The following is a 22,642-nucleotide window of genomic DNA, read 5'->3' as shown; positions in this document are numbered from 1 at the left end:
TACGGGACAGGCCGGCGAACCGGCCCCAACACCAACATGAACAAAATTCATGGAAACGGCGAACAAGCTAAAAAATACTAAGGTTTTGCTATCATCCTCGCCTTTGTTCACGCCACCCCTCAGGTAGTTCCCATGTCCGACCGCATCGCCCGCCAGCAAGCCCTGCAACAGGCGCTCAAAGAGCGCATCCTGATCCTCGACGGCGGCATGGGCACCATGATCCAGAGCTACAAGCTGCAGGAAGAGGACTACCGCGGCGAGCGCTTCGCCGACTGGCCGCAGGACGTCAAAGGCAACAATGACCTGTTGATCCTGAGCCGCCCGGACGTGATCGGTGCCATCGAGAAAGCCTACCTGGACGCCGGCGCCGATATCCTGGAAACCAACACCTTCAACGCCACCCAGGTGTCCCAGGCCGACTATGGCATGGAGTCACTGGTATACGAACTGAACGTCGAAGGTGCGCGACTGGCTCGCAAGGTCGCCGACGCCAAGACGCTGGAAACCCCGGATCGCCCGCGCTTCGTCGCCGGCGTGCTCGGCCCGACCAGCCGCACCTGCTCGATCTCCCCGGACGTCAACGACCCCGGCTACCGCAACGTCACCTTCGACGAACTGGTGGAGAACTACACCGAGGCCACCAAGGGCCTGATCGAGGGTGGCGCCGACCTGATCCTGATCGAAACCATCTTCGACACCCTCAATGCCAAGGCAGCGATTTTCGCGGTGCAGGGCGTATTCGAGGAAGTCGGCTTCGAACTGCCGATCATGATTTCCGGCACCATCACCGACGCCTCCGGCCGCACGCTGTCCGGACAAACCACCGAAGCCTTCTGGAACTCGGTAAGTCACGCCAAGCCGATTTCCGTCGGCCTCAACTGCGCCCTTGGCGCCGCCGACCTGCGCCCCTATCTGGCCGAGCTCGCAGCCAAGGCCGGCACTCACGTTTCCGCCCACCCCAACGCCGGCCTGCCCAACGCCTTCGGTGAGTACGACGAAACCGCAGAGCAAATGGCCGAAGTGGTGGAAGAGTTCGCCAAGAGCGGCTTCCTCAACATCATCGGCGGCTGCTGCGGCACCACCCCGGCGCATATCAAGGCGATTGCAGAGGCCGTGGCCAAGTACCCGCCACGCGTCATTCCGGAAATCCCCAGGGCCTGTCGCCTCTCTGGTCTGGAGCCGTTCACCATCGATCGCCGCTCGTTGTTCGTCAACGTCGGCGAGCGCACCAACATTACCGGCAGCGCCAAGTTCGCCCGGCTGATCCGCGAAGAGAACTACACAGAAGCCCTGGAAGTCGCCCTGCAGCAGGTGGAAGCCGGCGCCCAGGTGATCGACATCAACATGGACGAGGGCATGCTCGACTCCAAGGCGGCGATGGTGAAGTTCCTCAACCTCATCGCCGGTGAGCCGGACATCTCCCGCGTGCCGATCATGATCGACTCCTCCAAGTGGGAAGTGATCGAAGCTGGCCTGAAGTGCATCCAGGGCAAGGGCATCGTCAACTCGATTTCCATGAAGGAAGGCGTCGAGCAATTCAAGCACCACGCCCGCCTGTGCAAGCGCTACGGTGCCGCCGTGGTGGTCATGGCCTTCGACGAGGTCGGCCAGGCCGACACTGCCGCGCGCAAGAAGGAAATCTGCCAGCGCAGCTACGACATCCTGGTCAACGAAGTGGGCTTCCCGCCTGAAGACATCATCTTCGACCCGAACATCTTCGCCGTAGCTACCGGTATCGAAGAGCACAACAACTACGCCGTGGACTTCATCGAAGCCTGCGCCTACATCCGCGACCATCTGCCCTACGCGCTGTCATCTGGCGGCGTGTCCAACGTGTCGTTCTCGTTCCGCGGCAACAACCCGGTGCGCGAAGCCATCCACTCGGTGTTCCTCTACCATGCGATCAGGAACGGCCTGACGATGGGCATCGTCAACGCCGGCCAGCTGGAGATCTATGACGAGATCCCGGCCGAGCTGCGTGAAAAGGTCGAAGACGTGGTGCTCAACCGCAACCCCGACTCCACCGAGGCCCTGCTCGCCATTGCCGACAACTTCAAGGGCGGCGGCGCGGTGAAGGAGGCCGAGAACGAAGAGTGGCGCAACTACCCGGTCGGCAAACGTCTGGAGCATGCGCTGGTCAAGGGCATCACCACCTTCATCGTCGAAGACACCGAAGAGTGCCGCCAACAATGCGCGCGCCCGATCGAAGTCATCGAAGGCCCGCTGATGAGCGGCATGAACGTGGTCGGCGACCTGTTCGGCTCGGGCAAGATGTTCCTGCCCCAGGTGGTCAAGTCGGCGCGCGTGATGAAGCAGGCCGTGGCGCACCTGATTCCCTTCATCGAAGCGGAAAAAGGCGACAAGCCCGAAGCCAAGGGCAAGATCCTCATGGCTACCGTGAAAGGCGACGTGCATGACATCGGCAAGAACATCGTCGGTGTGGTGCTCGGCTGCAACGGCTACGACATCGTCGACCTGGGCGTGATGGTGCCGGCGGAGAAGATCCTGCAGACCGCCATCGCCGAGAAGTGCGACATCATTGGACTCTCCGGCCTGATCACCCCGTCGCTGGACGAGATGGTCCACGTCGCCAAGGAAATGCAGCGCCAGGGCTTCAAGCTGCCGCTGATGATTGGCGGCGCCACCACCTCCAAGGCCCACACCGCCGTGAAGATCGACCCGCAGTACAGCAACGATGCGGTGGTCTACGTGACCGACGCCTCCCGCGCCGTGGGCGTTGCCACTCAGCTGCTGTCGAAGGAACTCAAGGCCGGCTTCGTCGAGAAGACCCGCATCGAGTACGCCGAAGTCCGCGAACGCACAGCCAATCGAGCTTCCCGTACAGAGCGCCTGGCCTATGCCGACGCCCTGGCCAACAAGCCGCAGTTCGACTGGAACAGCTACCGCGCAGCCAAGCCGAGCTTCACTGGCGCCCAGGTACTGGAAGACATCGACCTGGCCGTACTGGCCCAGTACATCGACTGGACACCCTTCTTCATTTCCTGGGACCTGGCCGGCAAGTACCCGCGCATCCTTACCGATGAGGTCGTGGGCGAAGCGGCCACCTCGCTGTTCAACGACGCCCAGGCCATGCTCAAGCAGCTGATCGAGGGCAAGCAGATCAAGGCCCGCGCGGTATTCGGCTTTTGGCCGGCCAACCAGGTGGACCACGATGACATCGAGGTCTACGACAACCACGGCAAGGCCCTCGCCCGACTGCACCACCTACGCCAGCAGACCATCAAACCTGACAGCAAGCCAAACTTCTGCCTGTCCGACTTCGTCGCGCCCAAGGAAAGCGGCATCACCGACTACGTCGGCGGCTTCATCACCACCGCCGGCATCGGTGCCGAAGAACTGGCCAAGCAGTACGAAGCCAAGGGCGACGACTACAGCGCGATCATGGTCAAGGCACTGGCTGACCGCCTGGCAGAAGCCTGCGCCGAGTGGCTGCACGAGCGTGTGCGCAAGGAATATTGGGGCTACGCCGCCGACGAGCAACTGAACAACGAGGCGCTGATCAAGGAGCAGTACAAGGGCATTCGCCCCGCTCCCGGCTACCCGGCCTGCCCGGACCACACCGAGAAAGGCACCCTCTTCCGCCTGCTCGATCCGCAAGGCGCTTCCGGCGTCACCCTCACCGAGCACTACGCGATGTTCCCGGCGGCCGCGGTCAGCGGTTGGTACTTCGCCCACCCCGAGGCTCAGTATTTTGCCGTGGGCAAAGTCGAGCGCGACCAGATCGAGAGCTACAGTAAACGCAAGGCTCAGGACCAGACCGTAAGCGAGCGCTGGCTGTCGCCGAACCTCGGCTACGAGAACTAGAAAAGGCACGCGTTGCATCATTGCAATTGATCTGATCCGTTGCAGCAGTGTGCCCGAAGGACGTATTGGGGGATAGGCATGAGAGTGCATCAGCACATCAGCATCATTGGCAGCGGATTCTGTGGGACGGCGCTGGCCGTCCAGTTGCTGAACCACGCTAGAGGACCACTGCATGTTCAGCTGATCAATCGCTCAGGACGCCTGGCGAGAGGACTGGCCTACGGCACCCGTTCGACCAGCCACCTACTCAACGTTCCCGCAGGACGCATGAGCCTGTTCCCGGAACGCCATGACGATTTCCTCCTGTACGCCCAGTCCAAATTGCCCAGCGCGCGGATGGGCGACTTTCTGCCTCGGAGCCTCTATGGGGATTATCTGGAGCAGCGCTTGGCGGAGGCTATTGCCTGCAAATCTCCGGTAGTTTCGTTCGAGCATGTCGTAGCCCAGGTCATCGATATCGACATGGCGTCCGACCAGGTCGTCCTGACCTTGCTGGACGGCCGTCGCCTGGAAAGCACACAGGCAGTGATTGCCACGGGGAACTTCGCACCAGCGGTACCCGCTCCACTCGCCAGCATTGCCTCAGATTCACGATTCATTCGCGACCCGTGGCGGCCCCACGCGCTCGGGCCAATCGAGCGGAATGCAAGGGTCCTGTTGATCGGCACCGGACTTACCATGCTCGACGTGGCGCTGGCCCTTCAAGACCAAGGCCACAACGGCACGCTGCAAGCATTTTCACGGCGGGCGCTTCTGCCTCAGGCCCACCGCTCCAATCTGGAATCACCAAACCTTCCGGCGGTACCCGATTCGCTGCTCCGTCGGGCCAGGACTAGGCACTTGCTGTCCGGCATCCGGGCATACGTGCGCGCTGCCCAGCGTGATGGTTATGACTGGCGTGAAGCGCTCGCAGCGCTGCGCCCTGCGACGCCAATGCTTTGGCAGCAGCTGGATAGCAGCGAGCGCAGACGCTTTCTGCGCCACTTGCAGCCATATTGGGAGGTTCATCGACACAGAGCTGCACCGAAAGTCTCCGCGCGAATCGAAGCAATGCTACAGCATCGCCATCTGGAGGTAGTCGCCGGATGCGTGAGAACGGCAAAGGCCTCCGAAGAGGCGCTGATACTGGATCTGAAGCTGCGCGGAAAGCAGCAGACGAAACGCTTCGAGGTCGACCACATCATCAACTGCACGGGGCCCTGTAGTGACCTCACAAGACTGGACGAGCCGCTGTTGAACAGTTTACACGCCCGTGGCGTTGTACGACGAGACGACGAAGGATTGGGCGTGGAGGCCACAGCGGACTATCGCCTGATCGGCAGAGACAACGACGCCCATGAGCGCCTGTTCCTGCTGAGCCCCATGCTCCGTGCCCGTTACTGGGAAGCGACCGCGGTGCCAGAGTTGCGTCAACACGCGGCCAGACTTGCAGAGCTGCTACTGAGCGGCGACCAGACCAACTAGCCTGGCCTACCATGCATTGGGCTCAACCCTTGGTACGTCTCACGAACTTGATCGACCACTCGAAGTTAGGCTTGCGCGTGACGCTGATGGCGCGACGGGTAACGGTGTCGAGAGTGACGTTCCAGAAGCCGGTACTGGGGATCACGATCTTCGCCGGGAAACGGTCGAACGCGCCGCCGTGATAACTGTGACGGCCGCCGTTCTTGAAGCTGCGGAAGTTCGCATCACTCATCAGGCGAATGTTGCAGGTCTGCGAGCACTGGATGACGACCAGGTCGCCCTCGTTGAGGTGCTCGCGTTGATGGATGAACTTCATTTACAGCTCCTGGATCACTGGATCGAACAGCGCGCCAGAATACCACGGAGGCAAATGTCGTCGCCTCGCCTACGCTGAAGAAGCCGACCAGGCGGGATGCCCGGATAAAAATGGACGACCGCCTGCCGCGCATCCAATCATTCTGGAAGCCGATCAAACAAGGTGGACACGACATGCCTCACTCCAGCCATATCCCTGCGCTCTTGATCACACTCAGCCTGCTCGGAGCGTGCAGCAGTCATGCCGAGAATGATGGTCTGGACGCGACCACCAGCACAGGCGAAGCCTACGCCCAGGGTGTCCCAGGTAGCGTCGTCACGGAGACGGAGCAAGTCTCGGCGGTCGTTACGGCCATCGATCATCAGAAGCGGACCTTCACTCTTGAAGACGAAAAGGGCAATCGCCAGACCTTCAACGCGGTGCCGGAAATGCGCAATTTCCCGCAGCTGAAAATCGGAGACCGGGTCAATGCAGTGGTGACCCACGAGCGGGTAATCCAGCTGCGCGCGCCTGGCGAAGCCCATGAAGATGGCGCTGCCGGCCTGGTCGCAACCGCTCCCGAAGGCGACAAACCGGGCATGCTGGCGGCCAATACCGTGGAAGTCACTGCAGTGGTCAAAGCCATCGACACCACACAGCACACCGCCACGCTGGAGTTCGACGATGGCACCCGCAAGGTCGTGAGGGTGCGCCCCGACATCGAGCTAAAGCCTTCCTATCTCAATCAGGAAGTGGTTATCCGGATGACCTCCGCATTGGCTATCACCGTAGAGGCTCCCTGAAGCCGGCAAGCTGGACGCCTGGCGGTCCTGCCACGCCTTCGGGGACAGTGGTAGGATGCGCGCCCCATGCGTATCAGCGATATCCATCAACAGCTGGCCGACCTCGGCGCCCTCCCCGTCCACAGCGGACGGGTGGTGCGTGCCTGGCTGCAAGGCAAACCCCTGGATAGCGGCACCCGTCGCCAGCACACTGAAAACTTCCTGCCTCTGAGCGTCCGCGACGGCCTACCTGCGTTGGCCGAACAGCTGGACGCGCTGGTGCGACTGGACTCCCAGCACCCTGGTTCCGACGGCTCTGCCCGCCTGCTGGTAGCGCTGCGCGACGGCCAGATGGTGGAGAGCGTGCTACTGCCCAGAGACGGCCTCTGCGTTTCCACCCAGGTTGGCTGTGCTGTGGGGTGCGTATTCTGCATGACTGGCAAGAGCGGTTTGCTTCGTCAGATAGGCAGTGCCGAAATCGTTGCCCAGGTCGCCCTCGCGCGCCGCTTCCGACCGGTGAAGAAGGTGGTGTTCATGGGAATGGGCGAGCCCGCCCACAACCTGGAGAACGTGCTGGAAGCGATCGACCTGCTAGGCACCGACGGCGGCATCGGCCACAAGAACCTGGTGTTTTCGACCGTGGGCGATATGCGCGTGTTCGAGCGACTACCTCGCGAGCGGGTCAAGCCTGCCCTCGCCCTGTCCTTGCATACCACCCGCGCCGATCTTCGCGAACAGCTGTTGCCCAAGGCACCGCGCATCACCCCGGACGAACTGGTGGAGCTGGGCGAAACCTATGCCCGCACCATCGGTTATCCGATCCAGTACCAATGGACGCTACTCAAGGGCATCAACGACAGTCAGGAGGAAATGGATGGCATCCTGCGTCTGCTCAAGGGCAAGTACGCGGTGCTCAACCTCATTCCCTACAACAGCCTGGACACGGACGAATACCAGCGCCCTGACGGTGACCGCATCGTGCAGATAGTGCGCTACCTGCACAGTCGCGGGGTGCTCACCAAGGTCCGCAACTCTGCCGGGCAGGACGTCGAGGGCGGTTGTGGACAATTGCGTGCCCGCGCAGTGGAACTGGTCAACACCCGCCACCTGCACCGCCCCACGTCCTGAAACGACCAACGGCAAATCCGGCCCAACGAGCTAAGCTCAGGCCAGGAGGTGCTCCATGGACGACAAGAATCACGACCAACCCCTGAGCTTCCGGGAAATGCTGCAAAGCGTGCTGGCGGCCGCCTTCGGCGTGCAGAGCGGGAAGAACCGCGCTCGCGACTTCAGCCGCGGCAAGCCCAGTCACTTCATCATCCTGGGCGTGCTCTTCACGGCGATCTTCGTGCTGGTGCTCTATGGGCTGGTGAAGTTGGTGCTTCACTTCGCTGGCGTGTGAGCCTCAGTCGATCAACGGCTCGAGGGAGAATCGGTAATCGCCGGCAGCCTTCTTGCCGACCAGGCTGAATTTTCGGAAATCGAGATCGAAACCCTGTCGCTCGAAACGCCGCAGCAGGCGTGTCGCCTTGTCCCGATCCAGCGACATGAACAACCGCACTTCCCGGTCCTTGCCACCATGCCTGGCGAAATCCAGTCCGGCGTCATAGTCGTGGAGCAGCACCATGGCCCAACCGCCGATGGTGAAGTGGCCACTGACCAGGGCGTTGATCTTCCCATCGAGATAGGTGTGCAGGACTTCCGTGGAATTGTTCAAGGCGGAGAACAGCACATCCTTTCCAGGCTCATGCCCAAGCTCAATGGCAGCCCTCATTGCACCAAAGGCCATCTCATCATTGGCCGACCACACCACCTTGGCCTCCGGATAGCGCTGGAACAATTGCAACGCCTGGGTGTAGGCACGATCGCGATTCCATTCGCTATAGACCAACTGCCTCAAGCGGGCATTGGGAGCCTCCGCCAGGGCGCGCATGAGCCCCTGCTCGCGTAGCTGCGCAGCGGGAGTCTGCTTGACGCCGGAGAATGCCAGCACATCGAAGGGCTGACCGGGCGTACGCTGTTCCTGCAGATCCAGGAGCGTACGCGCCATCAGGTACCCGGCTTCCTCATCGTTCGCGACCATGCTGCCGATCCAGTCGGGATAGCGTTCCCGGGTGGCCCCGGTGAGCATCTGCTGGTCGGGTGTCAGGTTGCTGTTCACCGTGAACAGCTTGACCCCGCTGCCTCGGGCCAGGCGCAGGATTTCCGGTCCCGCATACTGCTCATTGACGAACAGCAGGTAATCGGGCCGATTCTCGCCCTGAAGCACTTCGCGGGCCTGCTCAAGCATCAGGTTCATATCGCGCTCGGCATATCGGACCTCGAGACCCATACCCAGGTCGCGGGCAGCGGCTTCCATGAACTGCGCATAGCTGGCCCAGAAGGGCTCGCCAGTACGGCCCGGATTGAGAAACACCACGGATGCGGCACTCAGCGACTGGCTGAACGCCAGGCATAAGCCAAAAAGAAGGGAGGAGTAGCGACCTTTCATTCGATCACCCTGAAAAAGCAGCGGCGAAGTATAACCACTTCTTGCAGGGCATTCGGGCGCGACGAAGCGGGCCAGTGGAAGCTGGCCCGCTTTACGCCTTCTTTATTGGTGGCTGACCCAGAAAACAGCGGTGGAAACGGCGATCAGAATCAGGAAAAAGATGGCCCAGGCGTCAACCTTGCTGTCACGGTTGGAGTCCTCGGAATGATCGGTCATGGCGTCCCCCATTTGTTGTGGTTATAGGCGGCTTGCACATCGAGTAAAGACCAGCCCCTGCAAAGGCTCAAGCCGAAGGGTTATGCACCCCCGCCAAACAATAACTTTTGGTTCTTTACATATACTCAAACATCACTTTTGCGCATAACCCCGAACTGGTATCTTCCTCCGGCTCCGCGGGGAGTGCGCGGCCGTGCGCGCAGAAAAGCTGTAAGCAGCCTGACAACAGGACATTTCATGTACGTATACGACGAGTACGATCAACGGATCGTCGAGGACCGCGTAAAGCAGTTCCGCGATCAGACCCGCCGCTATCTGGAAGGCGAGCTCTCGGGTGAGGAATTCCGCCCGCTGCGCCTGCAGAACGGCCTGTACATCCAGCGCTTCGCGCCCATGCTGCGCGTTGCCGTGCCTTACGGCCTGCTCTCTTCGGTCCAGGTGCGTAAGCTGGCGCAGATCGCTCGCGACTACGACAAGGGCTACGCCCACATCAGCACCCGCCAGAACGTCCAGTACAACTGGCCGGAGCTGGAAGATGTGCCGGAAATCCTCGCCGAGCTGGCCACCGTGCAAATGCACGCCATCCAGACCAGCGGCAACTGCATCCGCAATACCACCACCGACCAGTTCGCCGGCGTTGCCCGTGACGAGCTCGTCGACCCGCGCCCCTGGTGCGAGATCATCCGCCAATGGTCCACTTTCCATCCGGAATTCTCCCACCTGCCGCGCAAGTTCAAGATCGCCGTCAATGGTGCCGTAAGCGATCGCGCGGCCATCGAAGTCCATGACATTGGCCTGGAAGCGGTGCAGAACGATGCCGGCGAACTGGGCTTCCGTGTATCCGTCGGTGGCGGCCTGGGCCGTACCCCGATCGTGGGCAGCTTCATCAACGAGTTCCTGCCCTGGCAGCACCTGATCAGTTACCTCGACGCCATCCTGCGCGTGTACAACCGCTATGGCCGCCGTGACAACAAGTACAAGGCGCGCATCAAGATCCTGGTCAAGGCACTCACCCCTGAAGTCTTCGCCGAGCGCGTGAATGCCGAGTGGGCCAACCTGAAGGATGGCCCCACCACCCTGACCGAAGCTGAAGTAGCTCGCGTCGCCAAGCACTTCGTCGACCCGACCTACAAGGCCCTGGAAGACCAGGACGCCGCCCTCGCAGCCCTGGATGCCGAGCACCCCGGCTTCGGCCGCTGGCGCACCCGTAACGTCGTGGCCCACAAGAAGCCCGGCTACGTGGCTGTGACCCTGTCACTGAAGCCCACCGGCGTGGCCCCCGGCGACGTCACCGACAAGCAACTGGACGCCATCGCCGACCTGGCCGACCGCTACAGTTTCGGTGAAGTCCGCAACAGCCATAACCAGAACATCATCCTCGCTGACGTCGAGCAGTCCCAGCTCTTCGCCCTGTGGGGAGAACTGCGTGAGCTTGGCTTCGCCACGCCGAACGTGGGCCTGCTGACCGACATCATCTGCTGCCCGGGCGGCGACTTCTGCTCCCTGGCCAACGCCAAGTCGATCCCGGTGGCCGAAGCCATCCAGCGTCGCTTCGACGACCTGGATTACCTGTTCGACATCGGCAACCTGGACCTGAACATCTCCGGTTGCATGAACGCCTGTGGCCACCACCATGTCGGCCACATCGGCATTCTCGGCGTGGACAAAAAGGGCCAGGAGTTTTATCAAGTGTCCCTCGGCGGCAGCGCCGGCCGTGATGCCAGCCTGGCACAGATCCTCGGTCCGTCCTTCGCCCAGGATGAAATGGCCGATGTGATCGAGAAAATCATCAAGGTCTACGTGGAACAGCGCACCGAGGACGAGCAGTTCCTCGACACCTTCCGCCGTATCGGTATCGATCCGTTCAAGGAGCGCGTATATGCAGCGAATCATTAAGAACGGCCAGGTCATCGACGAGACCTGGCATCTGCTGGCCAAGGACGCGACCCTCGACGGCATCCCCAACTGCGACGACATCATCATTCCGCTCGCGCTCTGGCGCGATCACGCCCATGCGCTGAAGGCACGCGATGGCGGCCTGGGCGTCTGGCTGGACAGCGATGAGGAAATCGAGGAAATCGCTGATGACCTGGAGCACTTCCAGGTCATCGCCCTGAACTTCCCGGCTTTCACCGACGGCCGTCACTCCTCTACCGCCTATTTGCTACGCCAGCGCTACGCCTACAAGGGCGAAGTGCGCGCGATTGGCGATGTGCTGCGCGACCAGCTCTGGGCCCTCAAGCGTTGCGGTTTCGACGCCTTCGCCCTGCGTGCGGACAAGGACCCGTACGACGCCCTCAAGGCCTTCGAGGAGTTCTCCGAGGTCTACCAGGCGTCCAGCGATCAGCCCCTGCCGCTGTTCCGCCGCCGCACGGCCTGAGTGACGCGCCGATAAAAAGCCCCGCATCTGCGGGGCTTTTTGTTGGGTGTGGTGTTTGTGGGGCGCATTCATTCAAGAATGAATTCGCTCCACAAGTACATTTTCCACCAAGGACTAGGCGCGAACCGCGTCCCATGCCACCTGCATGAACAACTCGCGGCAATCGGCCAGGCTCGTGCGGGTGCGCCCGGCCAACCAATTGCGGGTGAAATCCTGTACCGGGCCGATGACGACGGAAACGAAGCAGTCACGAGGCATTTCACGGTAGGCACCCTGTTCGCGGTAGGGCCGCAGAACCTCGTCGATTCGCCCGTGGTGCAAGCGATTGGTTTCGCGAAGCTGCTCGCCCAACTCGCTCGCCTCTACCCTCCCCCGGCTGTGCAGAATGAAACGAGCCCAATCCGGGTTCGCCAGCACCCAATCGACGTAGCAGGCCACCAGCAGCTTGATGCAACCCTCGGCACTATCGACCTTGGCGAAGCCTGCCTCCAGCAAGCGCGCATAGCCGCTGACCCCCTCCAGGTAGAGCGCAGCGATGATCCGCTCCTTGTTACCAAAATGGTGATAGAGGCTACCGATGCTGGCACCCGAGCGATCACGAATCATCTCGATGGTGGTGGCATCCACCCCTTGTTCACTGAAACAGGCCAAGGCGGCCTGGAGAATGTCGTCTTTGCGCGAGGGACGGCTCATGAATGTCCTTTGATGAGACTAGAATATTTTTCTAGAATACTTTTCTAGCTTTCGTATACTGCCCGGGTTCACGCTTTTCCAGAAGCCTCTCGACGTCAGGATGGATGCAATGAGCAGCTCGACAGAAACCCGGATCGACAACGGCAACGGCCACTTCATCAGCGCCAACTGGTTCCGCCCCAAAGGCGAGGTCCAGGCTGCAGTGCTGATAGTACCTGCCATGGGTGTGCCGCAACGCTACTACGCCCCTTTCGCCACCTGGCTGGCGGACCGGGGCTACCTGGTCGCCACGTTCGACTATGTCGGCATGGGCCAGTCGCGCAATGGCCATCTGCGCAACCTGAACGTGGACATCCTCGACTGGGCCCGCCATGACTGCAGCACCATGCTCTCACTGGTGGCCAATGCGGCCGGCAGCAAGCCACTGTACTGGATCGGTCACAGCCTGGGAGGACAGATCCTGCCCTTCGTCGAAGGGGCAGAACGCATCAGCAAAGTGCTGACCATTGCTACGGGTAGCGGCTACTGGCGCGAGAACACCGCCGAACTGCGCCGCCGCGTCTGGCTCCTGTGGTTCCTGGTCGCCCCGCTGGTTACGCCTCTGGCCGGTTACTTCCCCGGCAAGCGCTTGGGGATGGTGGGCGACCTGCCCAAGGGAGTAATCAATCAGTGGCGGCGCTGGTGCCTGGACCCGGAGTACGCCGTGGGCGCTGAAGGCGAAGAAGTGAGGGAGGCTTTTTCCGCGGTACGTACGCCCATCACCTCGATCTCCTTTACCGACGACGAGATGATGTCCGGGCGCAACACCGAGTCGCTGCACAGCTTCTATCGCCAGGCAGAGAAACGCTTCAAACGCATCGCGCCCGCCGATGTGGGCGAGCAGAACATCGGCCACTTCGGATTCTTCAAACCGCAGTACGAACAGTCCCTGTGGAAGAGCGTGTTGCTGCCCGAGCTGACCTGATAACCACCAACCTGGAGCGCTACTGCCACCCTTTCACACCAGTCATGTCAGGGAGGTGGTGTGCGATCCCCTTGTGACAGTCGATGCAGGTAGCCTCGCCCGAAGCCAGCGCGCCGGTGAGAGAAAATGGACTATTACCGGCTCCGCTGATCTTCCCGGTGAGCAGATGAATGTTGTAGATCAGGTTATTCGCCCAGACCCCACGCGTGTGCTGGTTGAAACCCATTGTCCAGAACGACACCACCTTGCGCTTCGGGTCGGCATACATCTCGGCCAGGGCTTTCAGGTGCGCGGCGGAAACCCCGGATTCCTTGGCCGCACGCTCGAGGGTATAGAGCTTCACGTAAGCAGCGAACTCGTCGAAAACGATGTCGGACCAGGTGTTGGCCTTGGCCGCGTTCTTCGCCTTTTGTTCCAGCGGGTCGGTAGGCCTCAGCCCGTAGCCGATGACTTCGGCGCCCTGGGCGAACCTGACGTGCTTGTCGATGAAGTCTTGATTGACCGCGCCGCTCTGGATGATGTGGTTGGCGATGTAGTTGAGGATGAACAGGTCGCTCTGCGGTTTGAACACCATGGGTATGTCGGCAAGGTCGAAGCTGCGGTGCCGGAACGTGGAAAGCACCGCGACCTTGACCTGGGACGCACTGAGCCGGCGGTCGATCAGCCCTTTACACAGGAGGGCCCGGCGATCATCTGGTAGATCCAGACGATGAAGCCGTATCCGCCGACGATCATCACGGCAAGGATGGGAAACAGACACGCCACCAGGAAAAGGAACAACCGGGTTTCCTTGCGCTTGCTTCTGTCTCCACTATCGGCAGTCGTGGCGGCACTTCTCCGTCGGTAACTGGAGTTAGCCAAGATCTTGCCGACGGTAGTGAAGGAGAGAGATGAGGGGGGCAGCGTGCGACAAAAACACGCGGCGACTCGCTTTTGGGAAACCGAGTCGCTCAATGCAGGCGGTTGAGAGGGCCTGGCGCAGATCGGGTTTACTGCCAGAAACGCTGCTGGCTCAGCCGCTCCCACCAGCTCAGCAGCACACGATCGATCGTCACACTGGCGGCAAGCCCTACGCGCTCCTGCAAGCTCTTGCGAGCGGCAAAGTGCAAATGGAACAGTTCTGCTTCCTTGGCCCGCGTGGCAAGGTACTCGTCACTGGTACTCAGCTCGTCCACCAGTTGCTTGTCCCGCGCCGCCATGCCCAGCCAGACCTCGCCCGTGGCGATCTCAGCCATATCCAGCTGCGGGCGATAGCGCCCGACGAAGCCCTTGAACAGCTCATGAGTAGTTTCCAGGTCCTCCTGGAACTTCTGCCGGCCCTTATCGGTGTTTTCGCCGAACACAGTCAGCGTGCGCTTGTACTCGCCGGCGGTAAGCACCTCGAAGTCGATATCGTGCTTCTTCAGCAGTCGATGCACATTTGGCAGCTGCGCAACGACACCGATGGAACCGATGATGGAGAAAGGCGCTGCGAGAATCTTGTTGCCGATGCACGCCATCATGTAACCACCACTGGCCGCGACCTTGTCCACGCAGACCGTGAGCGGTACGCCAGCATCGCGAATGCGCGCCAGTTGCGACGAAGCCAGGCCGTAGCTGTGTACCATGCCACCCCCGCTTTCCAGTCGCACCACCACTTCGTCCTTGTCCGTGGCCATCGACAGCAGTGCGGTCACTTCATGGCGAAGGTGATCAGTTGCCGAAGCCTTGATGTCGCCATCGAAGTCCAGCACGAAGACCCGTGGCTTCATCTCGGCCGTCTTCTTGGCTTTCTTCGCTGCCTTGGCTTCAGCCTTGCGCGCGGCTTTCACGTGCGACTTGTCCAGCACCGAGTGCTCCAGGCGCTCGCGCAGGTCCCTGTAGAAGTCGTTGAGCTTGCGTACATCCAGATGACCGCTGGCCACACGACGGTTGCGGCCACGCAACGCCGCGATGGCCACCAGCACGACAAGGATGGCCACCAGCACAGTCACGGTCCTGGCCAGAAAACCTGCGTACTCGGCAAAGAACTCCACTTGAATCCCCTTTGTTATCCCAACTGGCACCGGCCTTTCGGTGGCGCGAAGACCCGCAAGCATAACGGCGCCATTCCCGGCTCGCCAGTTAACGGAAACGTCTGCATAAACAGTGGGAATGCATTCAAACAAGCGTATGTTTTTTCGTTGACAGCCCCCTGGCTTCCTCATACCCTCGCGGAACTTTCAACCTCACGGGACGCCAGTACGTGGGCAGCATCTATCTGATAAGACATGGCCAGGCCTCCTTCGGCGCCGATGACTACGATGTCCTCTCGCCCACCGGCATCCGCCAGGCCGAAGTACTCGGCGCCCACCTTGCCCAACTGGGCCTGCGTCTGGATCGTTGCTACAGCGGCGACCTGCGTCGCCAGCAGCATACCGCCCAGGCCGCACTCGCACAGTTCGACGCTGCCGGTCTTGGCGCTCCTGCAATCCAGATCGATCCAGCCTTCAACGAATTCGATGCCGACGCGGTGATTCGCGCCCTGCTCCCGGATTTGCTTCCAGAAGAACCCGAAGCGCTGCACGTGCTGCGCAACGCCGTGCAGAACCGCGCCGAGTTCCAGCGCCTGTTCTCCAAGCTGGTGCTGCGCTGGGTCTCCGGTGAGTACGACAAGCCTGGCCTACAGAGCTGGTCCGCCTTCGTCGAGCAGGTCCGTGGTGGTCTTGAACGTGTCCTGGCCGACGCTGACAGCAAGCAGAACATTGCCGTGTTCACCTCGGGCGGCACCATCACCGCCCTGCTCCACCTGGTAGCGGGTGTACCGGCCGACAGCGCCTTCAGCCTCAATTGGCAGATCGTAAACACCTCGCTCAGCCGCCTGAAGTTCCGTGGAAGCGAAGTGACCCTGGCTTCCTTCAACAGTCATGTGCATCTGGAACTGTTGAAGGCGCCGGAACTCATCACTTATCGCTGAGTCCGGCCCACCGCGGCCGGAAGGGCCGCTGGATAAAACCCTAGAAAAAGGAAAACACCATGACCAACGTTGCTGACATCGTCAAAACCATGCAGTCCAAGTTCAACGCCGGTGCCGCCGCTGGCCTGGACCTGGTATTCCAGTTCAACATCGAAGATGGCGACAACCACTACCTGGTAGTCAAGGATGGCACCTGCGACGTACAGCAGGGTGATGCCCCGAATCCGAACGTCACCCTGATCATGGACAGCGCCACCCTGGTCGGCATCATGACCGGCGAAACCGACGGCATGCAGGCCTTCATGGCCGGCAAGCTGCGCGCCGAAGGCGACATGATGCTGGCGATGAAGCTCGGCGAACTGTTCCCGGTCTAAGCTCAACGCTCAGATCACGAACAAGAAACCGGAGTCCCAGGGCTCCGGTTTTTTTTTCGCCCGATGCAGACGGCACAGGCGAATCAGGCAGCCTGATTGTGCTGCAACACCTTTGTCTATAACGGCTCGTTCAGCTTGTGACGCCGCCAAGGCGGCATTAGATTAGCGAATAGTCTCGGGCCCCCATCATAAGTAGAAGGGATAAGCATGACGCTTACTGATCAGTCCACCCGCATCCGCGAAGGCGAAGAGCTCGACGCCGCTGTTATCGACCCATACCTGAAGGCCAACATTCCAGGCCTGACCGGCACCCCGCGCATCAGCCAGTTCCCTGGCGGTGCATCCAACCTGACCTACCTGCTGGAATACCCCGACCAGGAGTTCGTGCTGCGCCGTCCACCCTTCGGCCACAAGGCGAAATCCGCCCATGACATGGGCCGTGAGTTTCGCATCCTCAACCAGCTCAATTCCGGCTTCCCCTACTGCCCGAAGGCGTACGTGCACTGCACTGACGAATCGGTGATCGGTGCTGAGTTCTACGTGATGGAGCGGGTGAAGGGCGTGATCCTGCGCGCCGACCTCCCAGCCGACATGAAGCTCGAGGAAGGCCAGGCCCGTGAGCTTTGCCTGAGCTTCATCGACAAGCTGGTCGAATTGCACAAGGTCGACTACAACGCCTGCGGCCTGGGCGACCTGGGCAAACCGGAAGGCTACGTGCAGCGCCAAATCGCGGGTTGGACCGACCGCTATGAGAAGGCCACGACTCCGGACGCCCCGACCTGGGAACCGGTGAAGGCCTGGCTCAAGGACAAGATGCCCGCAGACCACCACAAGCCGGCCATCGTGCATAACGACTACCGCTTCGACAACGTCATTCTCGATCCGAATGACCCGCTGAAGATCATCGGCGTACTGGACTGGGAGCTGACCACCATCGGTGATCCGTTGATGGACCTGGGCAACACCCTGGCGTACTGGATCGAGGCCAAGGACCCAGCGCCGGTGCAACTGATGCGCCGCCAGCCGAGCCACCTGCCGGGCATGCTGACCCGCCAGGAGTTCGCCGACTACTACGCCGAGCGCGCCGGCCTGCCGCCCATTACCAACCTCGATTTCTACTACACCTACGGCCTGTTCCGCCTGGCCGGCATCGTGCAGCAGATCTACTACCGCTACTTCCACGGCCAGACCCAGGACAAGCGCTTCGCCCAGTTCATCCACATGAACAAGCTGCTGGAGCAGATGAGCCTGCAGGTCATCAACCAATCACGGCTGTAAACCGGCTTACAACAAGGGGAACCCCATGTCCAAGACCAACCTGTTCGACCTCGACGGCAAGATCGCCTTCGTTTCAGGCGCCAGCCGCGGCATCGGTGAAGCCATCGCCAAGCTGCTGGCCCAGCAAGGTGCCCACGTGATCGTTTCCAGCCGCAAGATCGAGGGCTGCCAGGCCGTCGCCGATGCCATCATCGCCGAAGGCGGCAAGGCCACCGCCATCGCCTGCCACATCGGCGAGATGGAACAGATCCAGAACGTTTTTGCCGAGATCCGCGAGAAGTTCGGACGCCTCGACATCCTGGTCAACAACGCCGCGACCAACCCACAGTTCTGCAACGTGCTGGACACCGACCTGTCGGCCTTCCAGAAGACCGTGGACGTCAACATCCGTGGCTACTACTTCATGTCCATCGAAGGCGGCAAGCTGATGAAGCAGAACGGTGGTGGCAGCATCATCAACGTCGCTTCCATCAACGGCGTTTCCCCAGGCGAGTTCCAGGGCATCTACTCCGTGACCAAGGCCGCCGTGATCAGCATGACCAAGGTCTTCGCCAAGGAATGCGCCCAGTTCGGCATCCGCTGCAACGCCCTGCTGCCGGGCCTGACCGACACCAAGTTCGCTTCGGCCCTGGTGAAGAACGATGCCATCCTCAACGTCGCCCTGCAGCGCATCCCGCTCAAGCGCGTTGCCGACCCGAGCGAGATGGCTGGCACCGTTCTGTATTTGGCCAGCGATGCCTCCAGCTACACCACCGGCGTTGCACTGAACGTCGACGGCGGCTTCCTCTCCTGAGGCTCACGCCCATGAAAAAGGGAGCCCGAGGGCTCCCTTTTTCATGTCCAGGATTCTGTGGGAGTGAATTCGCTCCCGCAGTGAGATGTCCTGGAATCAGCGCCAGTCCTTCAACGCTTCCTTGGCCACCTGGTTCAGTGGCTGGGCCAGCAGGCCTGTGGGTGACAGACTCACGGAATACACCGCACCGTCAGCCATCGGCAGATAGGTCACACGCTGAGCCTCAGGCACGAAAAGGAAGAAGTCGCGCTGTGCCAGACGCAGCCAGCGCCAAAGATCGACGCCGTAGGGGCTGCTCGCCAGTTGCGCGCGCGGGTGCTGGGCCAGGGCTTGCTGCTCGATGGCCAGGAAGCGACCCGACAACCGCTCCAGGCGGTATCCCGGCTGAAGCCCCAGCAGGTTGCCCAACCCTTTCCACTTGAACAGGCGCGCATCCAGCTGCCAAAGGTCGCCATCCAGCAGCAGTTCGCGCTCGGTAGCCCCCTCGAGCAAGGTGACCTGATAGCTCTGCGGCCCCATGGATTTGAAGCTCAGGGTCACCAATGGCTTGTCTTCGGGTAGCGTGCTGTAGCTCCACAGATCCCGGGCCACCAACGCTACCAGCAACGCCAGGGCGAGGAATGCCAGCCCACAGGTGCCACGGAGCCAGCCGAGGAACCAGCTGCGGTCGAAGAGAATGCGTCCCGCCACTACCGCGACCAACACCGCCAGCAGGGCAGTAGCCCAGGCCAGGCCGTCATACTGCATGGAGCCCATTCCTTATGCGTGAAAATGCCGGCATTATGCGCAACTCCCAAAGCCGCAGCCACAAGCCACGCGGCAGTTGTAGACACGGACCTCGTTTTCCATGCCAATCCCCTTCGAGCTGGCGGTCGATCCCGCCACCCTGGCGATTCTCGCCGCCGTTGCCTTTCTTGCCGGATTCATCGATGCCATCGCGGGCGGCGGCGGCCTGCTGACCATCCCCGCCCTGCTCACTGCGGGTCTGCCGCCCCACCTGGTGCTGGGCACCAACAAACTCTGCGCCACCTTCGGCTCCGCCACCGCCAGCTACACCTTCTACCGGCGCAAGCTGTTCGACCCATCGAAATGGCGCAACGCATTGATCGCCACGGCCATCGGCGCCGCACTGGGCGCGGTGATCGCTCACTGGCTACCCGCTGCATGGCTCAACCAGATGCTGCCGGTGGTGGTCTTCGGATGTGGCCTCTACCTCTTGTTCGGCAAGACGCCGGATGTCGAGCACAGCCAGGACGCACCGATACCCCGTGACTGCCAATGGCCCCAGGGCCTCGGACTGGGTTTCTACGACGGTGTGGCCGGCCCTGGCACTGGCGCCTTCTGGACCGTCAGCAGCCTGCTGCTCTATCCCCTGGACCTGGTGCGCGCCAGCGGCGTCGCCCGCAGCATGAACTTCGTCAGCAACGCCATGGCCCTGGTGGTCTTCATCGCCGCCGGCCAGGTCGCCTGGGCACTGGGTATCAGCATGGGGGTGGCGCTGATGGCTGGTGCCTTCCTCGGCGCACGCACCGCCATCAAGGGCGGCGCCAAGTTCATCCGCCCGGTGTTCATCCTGGTGGTACTGGCGCTGACCGCGCGTCTAGTGTGGCAACACTGGATCGGCTAGGCCGAGACGACGCGCAACGTAGAGGTCGATGAGGTAACGCGCGATGGAGCGCTGCGCCGGCAATGGCGGCAGCGCATCCACGGGGAACCAGCGGGCATCTTCGATCTCACCGGGCTGCGGCACGATCTCACCACTACGGTATTCGGCGTGGAAGCCAAGCATCAGCGAATGCGGGAACGGCCAGTTCTGGCTGGAGATGTACTGGATATTGCCGATTTCTACGCCGACCTCTTCCCGCACCTCGCGAGCCACGCACTCTTCCACGGACTCGCCGGGTTCGACGAAACCCGCCAGCGTGCTGTAGACGCCACTGACGAAGCGTGGCGAGCGCGCCAGCAACAACTCGTCGCCACGACTCACCAGCACGATCATGCTCGGTGACAGCCGCGGATAATGGTGAACTTCACAGCTCGGGCAGCGCATTGCACGCTCGCCCGTGACCTGCTCCATACGCTGACCACAGCTGCCGCAGAAACGGTTCTGGTCCGCCCAGGTACCAATCTGGCTGGCGTAACCGAGCATGCGGAAGGTATCCGGATCACCCTGCAACATCACCTGGCGCAGACCCTGCCAGAAGCAGCCAGCCACGTCGGCCGGGTGAGCCAGCTCCAGCAGGTAGATAGGGTCACCATCGAAGTGACCGATGCCATGCTCGGCGAGCACCGGCAACTCCTGGCGCTTCAGCCACTCACGGGGAAACAGCACGCCATTGCTGTCAGTGAGGAACTGCTGGCGGCAGTGGGCCACGGCCCAGCCACCAGGTGCCGAGGCATCCAGCAAGCCCGACTGCCAGCGCTCGCCCGCCATATCAGGCCGCCACCGGCAAGCCGAGGGCGCGCACGCTATTGGCGGCCAGGTCGAGCACATCGGTCTGGAAGCCACGACGCATGCCGGCGCCGCCTTCGAGGTAATACTCGAGGCTGGTCAGGGCATCTGCCAGGGTTTCAAGCATCTGCTCCGAAGGCATCAAGGAGGTTTCCAGCATCTGCTGCTGGATGTATTCCGCGCAGGCGGCAACCAGGGCGGCGGCGCGCTCCTGACCGAGGAACCACAGCCCGCCACGCACGGCTTGCAGACTTACCGGTACGTTGGCCAGGTGCAATTTGTCGCCGTTCGATTCGAGATACGCAGTGATGGCCCGCTTGGCCAGGGACAGCCCCGCCTGGGCTTCATCCAGCACCACGATACGCGCTTCGGCCAGTTGATGATTGGCGAAGGACTCCGCTTCATGCCCCGGCTCGACGGCCTGGCGCACGCCTCGGCGCTCGCCGCTATCGAGGCCGGCCACCATGCTTTCCACATAAAGCACCGCATCGGCGAGCTTGAGCAGTTCGCTGGAATCGACTGGTTTGCTTGCGCCCCAGGCCGCCACCATCGGCAGCTGTACCTGCAAGGCATTGCCGGGGGAGTTCAGGCCGACCATGACGAGCGTCTTGGCCAGCTTTCCGAGCAGAGCGTGCAGGCTTCCAAAGGACTCGCCCGGCGCAGTGCCGCGCTCGATCAGGTCGATCATATCCTTGACGCTGTTCAGCTCCTCGAAGATGGCCGAGGACAGCGAACGCATAACCGCCTGACCAGGGCCGGACAGACGCTGGTATTCCTGCTCCAGGAGCTGGTCGGTAAAAGGCAGCGCGGTCATGCCGAAGACTTCGCGCAGTTCCTGGGAGCGAGGTGCCTGGCTGTCGGCCAACGCAACCAGGTAGAGGAGTTCCTTCTGCAGATTACGCGGCGCCTCGTAGGCGGCGTTGGCCAGCAGCGACTTCAGCTCACGGTCCAGCCGCGAAAACAGCTGCTTGCGCGACTTGCGCGCCAACAGTTGGCCGGCCAGTTGCGACTCGATTGCGGCCGCACCGATCCAGCACAGGCGGCCACGGGGCTGATCGCCATACAGGCGTTCGAGGCCACCAAGTGCGCGCTCCATCGTGCGCAGCGCACTGGATACCTTTTGTCCGCGCAGGAAGCCGAGCAGCCCTTGCTGATAGGCCTGACGGAAACGCCGGGCCAGGGCGTCGGGATCGGCACCTTCCGGCAACCGAACCTCCACCGCGACACGACGCGCCTGGTCCAGGCGGACGCTGAAGAAGTAACTCTCCGGCAGTGGCGGCTGGCCGCCAGCCTGACGCAGGTCGTTGATGGCGGGCAGCAGCAGCTCCGGCATTTCCTGGCGATGCAGGTCGAGATTCTCCAGGTAGCGGCGCAGCACATGCAGTGCATTGCTCAGCGCTGCCAGCTGGACGTCGCGCTCCTCGCCCGCTCCCGTGGGAATGTCGGTGGCCTGGTCCAGCAGCTCCTGGGCCAGCAGTTCGGCGCCGGTGAGCTCGATCAGGTTGAGCGTTCCACGTACCTGGTGCATGGCTTCCACGGCCAGCTGCAAAAGGCTGCCGTTCTGACGCTCGGCAATGAATTGCTCGAGGCTCTGTTCCGCATGCTCCATGGTGGCGAACAGTTCGTCGCGCACCAGCCCCAGCGAAGTGACTCCAGTGACCATGCCTTAATGCGCCTCCCGCGCGAGTGTGCGGAATCGC

21 protein-coding genes and 2 pseudogenes are annotated in these 22,642 nt (G+C 61.8%); 13 read left to right on the top strand and 10 right to left on the bottom strand.

The window, feature by feature from the left end:
- Positions 1-132: 132 nt before the first annotated feature.
- Complete coding sequence (gene metH / locus D6Z43_RS03085; protein WP_120650351.1) at positions 133-3,825, top strand: methionine synthase; 3,693 nt, start codon at positions 133-135, stop codon at positions 3,823-3,825.
- 84 nt (positions 3,826-3,909) lie between these two features.
- Positions 3,910-5,289, top strand: coding sequence for an FAD/NAD(P)-binding protein (locus D6Z43_RS03080; protein ID WP_162945794.1), 1,380 nt, complete (start codon positions 3,910-3,912; stop codon positions 5,287-5,289).
- Positions 5,290-5,311: 22 nt separating this feature from the next.
- On the opposite strand, the gene D6Z43_RS03075 is transcribed toward D6Z43_RS03080, so the two are convergent.
- The gene (locus tag D6Z43_RS03075; RefSeq protein WP_069084458.1) at positions 5,312-5,605 is read right to left on the bottom strand and encodes a DUF1883 domain-containing protein; all 294 of its coding nucleotides are present in this window, start codon (positions 5,603-5,605) and stop codon (positions 5,312-5,314) included.
- 110 nt (positions 5,606-5,715) lie between these two features.
- Here D6Z43_RS03075 and D6Z43_RS03070 point away from each other — a divergent pair, with 110 nt between their 5' ends.
- From D6Z43_RS03070 to D6Z43_RS03060, 3 genes are all read left to right on the top strand, one after another.
- Complete coding sequence (locus D6Z43_RS03070) at positions 5,716-6,387, top strand: hypothetical protein (RefSeq protein WP_174235568.1); 672 nt, start codon at positions 5,716-5,718, stop codon at positions 6,385-6,387.
- Positions 6,388-6,453: 66 nt separating this feature from the next.
- Positions 6,454-7,494: an RNA methyltransferase gene (locus tag D6Z43_RS03065; RefSeq protein WP_120650348.1), complete on the top strand. Its 1,041-nt coding sequence runs from the start codon at positions 6,454-6,456 to the stop codon at positions 7,492-7,494.
- A 55-nt stretch (positions 7,495-7,549) separates the two neighbouring features.
- Positions 7,550-7,768 carry a DUF2970 domain-containing protein gene (locus D6Z43_RS03060; RefSeq protein ID WP_120650346.1) on the top strand — a complete coding sequence of 73 codons (219 nt, stop codon included), beginning with the start codon at positions 7,550-7,552 and terminating at the stop codon, positions 7,766-7,768.
- A 3-nt stretch (positions 7,769-7,771) separates the two neighbouring features.
- On the opposite strand, the gene D6Z43_RS03055 is transcribed toward D6Z43_RS03060, so the two are convergent.
- On the bottom strand, positions 7,772-8,857 hold the full coding sequence (locus D6Z43_RS03055) for an ABC transporter substrate-binding protein (protein ID WP_120650344.1): 1,086 nt from the start codon (positions 8,855-8,857) through the stop codon (positions 7,772-7,774).
- 453 nt (positions 8,858-9,310) lie between these two features.
- On the opposite strand from D6Z43_RS03055, the gene D6Z43_RS03050 reads away from it, so the two are divergent.
- Both D6Z43_RS03050 and D6Z43_RS03045 read left to right on the top strand, forming a co-directional pair.
- Complete coding sequence (locus D6Z43_RS03050) at positions 9,311-10,969, top strand: nitrite/sulfite reductase (protein ID WP_120650342.1); 1,659 nt, start codon at positions 9,311-9,313, stop codon at positions 10,967-10,969.
- Positions 10,953-11,453 (top strand): DUF934 domain-containing protein, encoded by a 501-nt coding sequence (locus D6Z43_RS03045; protein WP_120650340.1) that lies wholly within the window; start codon positions 10,953-10,955, stop codon positions 11,451-11,453. Before D6Z43_RS03050 ends, D6Z43_RS03045 begins: the two co-directional genes overlap by 17 nt.
- Before the next feature lie 114 nt (positions 11,454-11,567).
- Here D6Z43_RS03045 and D6Z43_RS03040 read toward each other — a convergent pair whose 3' ends face one another.
- Entirely contained in the window at positions 11,568-12,146 is a 579-nt protein-coding gene (locus D6Z43_RS03040; protein WP_120650338.1) for a TetR/AcrR family transcriptional regulator, read from the bottom strand.
- A 109-nt stretch (positions 12,147-12,255) separates the two neighbouring features.
- Between D6Z43_RS03040 and D6Z43_RS03035 the strand changes: the two genes are divergently transcribed.
- Positions 12,256-13,110, top strand: a complete 855-nt coding sequence (locus tag D6Z43_RS03035) for an alpha/beta fold hydrolase (protein ID WP_120650336.1) — start codon at positions 12,256-12,258, stop codon at positions 13,108-13,110.
- A gap of 19 nt (positions 13,111-13,129) precedes the next feature.
- On the opposite strand, the pseudogene D6Z43_RS28070 reads toward D6Z43_RS03035, so the two are convergent.
- From D6Z43_RS28070 to sohB, 4 genes and pseudogenes are all read right to left on the bottom strand, one after another.
- Positions 13,130-13,222, bottom strand: a pseudogene (locus D6Z43_RS28070) (NapC/NirT family cytochrome c); the annotation flags it as partial.
- A 63-nt stretch (positions 13,223-13,285) separates the two neighbouring features.
- Positions 13,286-13,732: pseudogene (locus D6Z43_RS03030) on the bottom strand (periplasmic nitrate reductase subunit alpha); the annotation flags it as partial.
- 38 nt (positions 13,733-13,770) lie between these two features.
- Positions 13,771-13,971: a periplasmic nitrate reductase, NapE protein gene (napE, locus tag D6Z43_RS03025; RefSeq protein ID WP_120655171.1), complete on the bottom strand. Its 201-nt coding sequence runs from the start codon at positions 13,969-13,971 to the stop codon at positions 13,771-13,773.
- Between the two features lie 128 nt (positions 13,972-14,099).
- A complete protein-coding gene (gene sohB, locus D6Z43_RS03020) occupies positions 14,100-15,125 on the bottom strand; it encodes a protease SohB (protein ID WP_120650334.1) in 1,026 nt (341 codons plus the stop codon).
- Between the two features lie 209 nt (positions 15,126-15,334).
- Between sohB and D6Z43_RS03015 the strand changes: the two genes are divergently transcribed.
- From D6Z43_RS03015 to D6Z43_RS03000, 4 genes are all read left to right on the top strand, one after another.
- On the top strand, positions 15,335-16,045 hold the full coding sequence (locus D6Z43_RS03015) for a histidine phosphatase family protein (protein WP_120650332.1): 711 nt from the start codon (positions 15,335-15,337) through the stop codon (positions 16,043-16,045).
- Positions 16,046-16,104: 59 nt separating this feature from the next.
- Complete coding sequence (locus tag D6Z43_RS03010; protein WP_077526001.1) at positions 16,105-16,419, top strand: SCP2 sterol-binding domain-containing protein; 315 nt, start codon at positions 16,105-16,107, stop codon at positions 16,417-16,419.
- Between the two features lie 207 nt (positions 16,420-16,626).
- Positions 16,627-17,697 (top strand): phosphotransferase family protein, encoded by a 1,071-nt coding sequence (locus D6Z43_RS03005; RefSeq protein WP_120650330.1) that lies wholly within the window; start codon positions 16,627-16,629, stop codon positions 17,695-17,697.
- 25 nt (positions 17,698-17,722) lie between these two features.
- Positions 17,723-18,490 carry an SDR family oxidoreductase gene (locus D6Z43_RS03000; RefSeq protein WP_120650328.1) on the top strand — a complete coding sequence of 256 codons (768 nt, stop codon included), beginning with the start codon at positions 17,723-17,725 and terminating at the stop codon, positions 18,488-18,490.
- Positions 18,491-18,586: 96 nt separating this feature from the next.
- On the opposite strand, the gene D6Z43_RS02995 is transcribed toward D6Z43_RS03000, so the two are convergent.
- Positions 18,587-19,237: a hypothetical protein gene (locus D6Z43_RS02995; RefSeq protein WP_120650326.1), complete on the bottom strand. Its 651-nt coding sequence runs from the start codon at positions 19,235-19,237 to the stop codon at positions 18,587-18,589.
- A 106-nt stretch (positions 19,238-19,343) separates the two neighbouring features.
- On the opposite strand from D6Z43_RS02995, the gene D6Z43_RS02990 reads away from it, so the two are divergent.
- Positions 19,344-20,117, top strand: a complete 774-nt coding sequence (locus D6Z43_RS02990; RefSeq protein WP_162945885.1) for a TSUP family transporter — start codon at positions 19,344-19,346, stop codon at positions 20,115-20,117.
- Here the strand turns inward: D6Z43_RS02990 and nudC are convergent.
- Complete coding sequence (nudC, locus tag D6Z43_RS02985; protein WP_120650322.1) at positions 20,091-20,924, bottom strand: NAD(+) diphosphatase; 834 nt, start codon at positions 20,922-20,924, stop codon at positions 20,091-20,093. The genes D6Z43_RS02990 and nudC overlap by 27 nt on opposite strands.
- A 1-nt stretch (position 20,925) precedes the next feature.
- Entirely contained in the window at positions 20,926-22,605 is a 1,680-nt protein-coding gene (locus D6Z43_RS02980) for a ferrous iron transporter B (RefSeq protein ID WP_120650320.1), read from the bottom strand.
- Positions 22,606-22,642 lie beyond the last annotated feature (37 nt).

This window comes from Pseudomonas sp. DY-1, assembly GCF_003626975.1.
Lineage (GTDB): Bacteria > Pseudomonadota > Gammaproteobacteria > Pseudomonadales > Pseudomonadaceae > Metapseudomonas.
The sequence above is the reverse complement of the archived record's forward strand: the minus strand, read 5'-3'. Positions and strand labels throughout refer to the sequence as shown.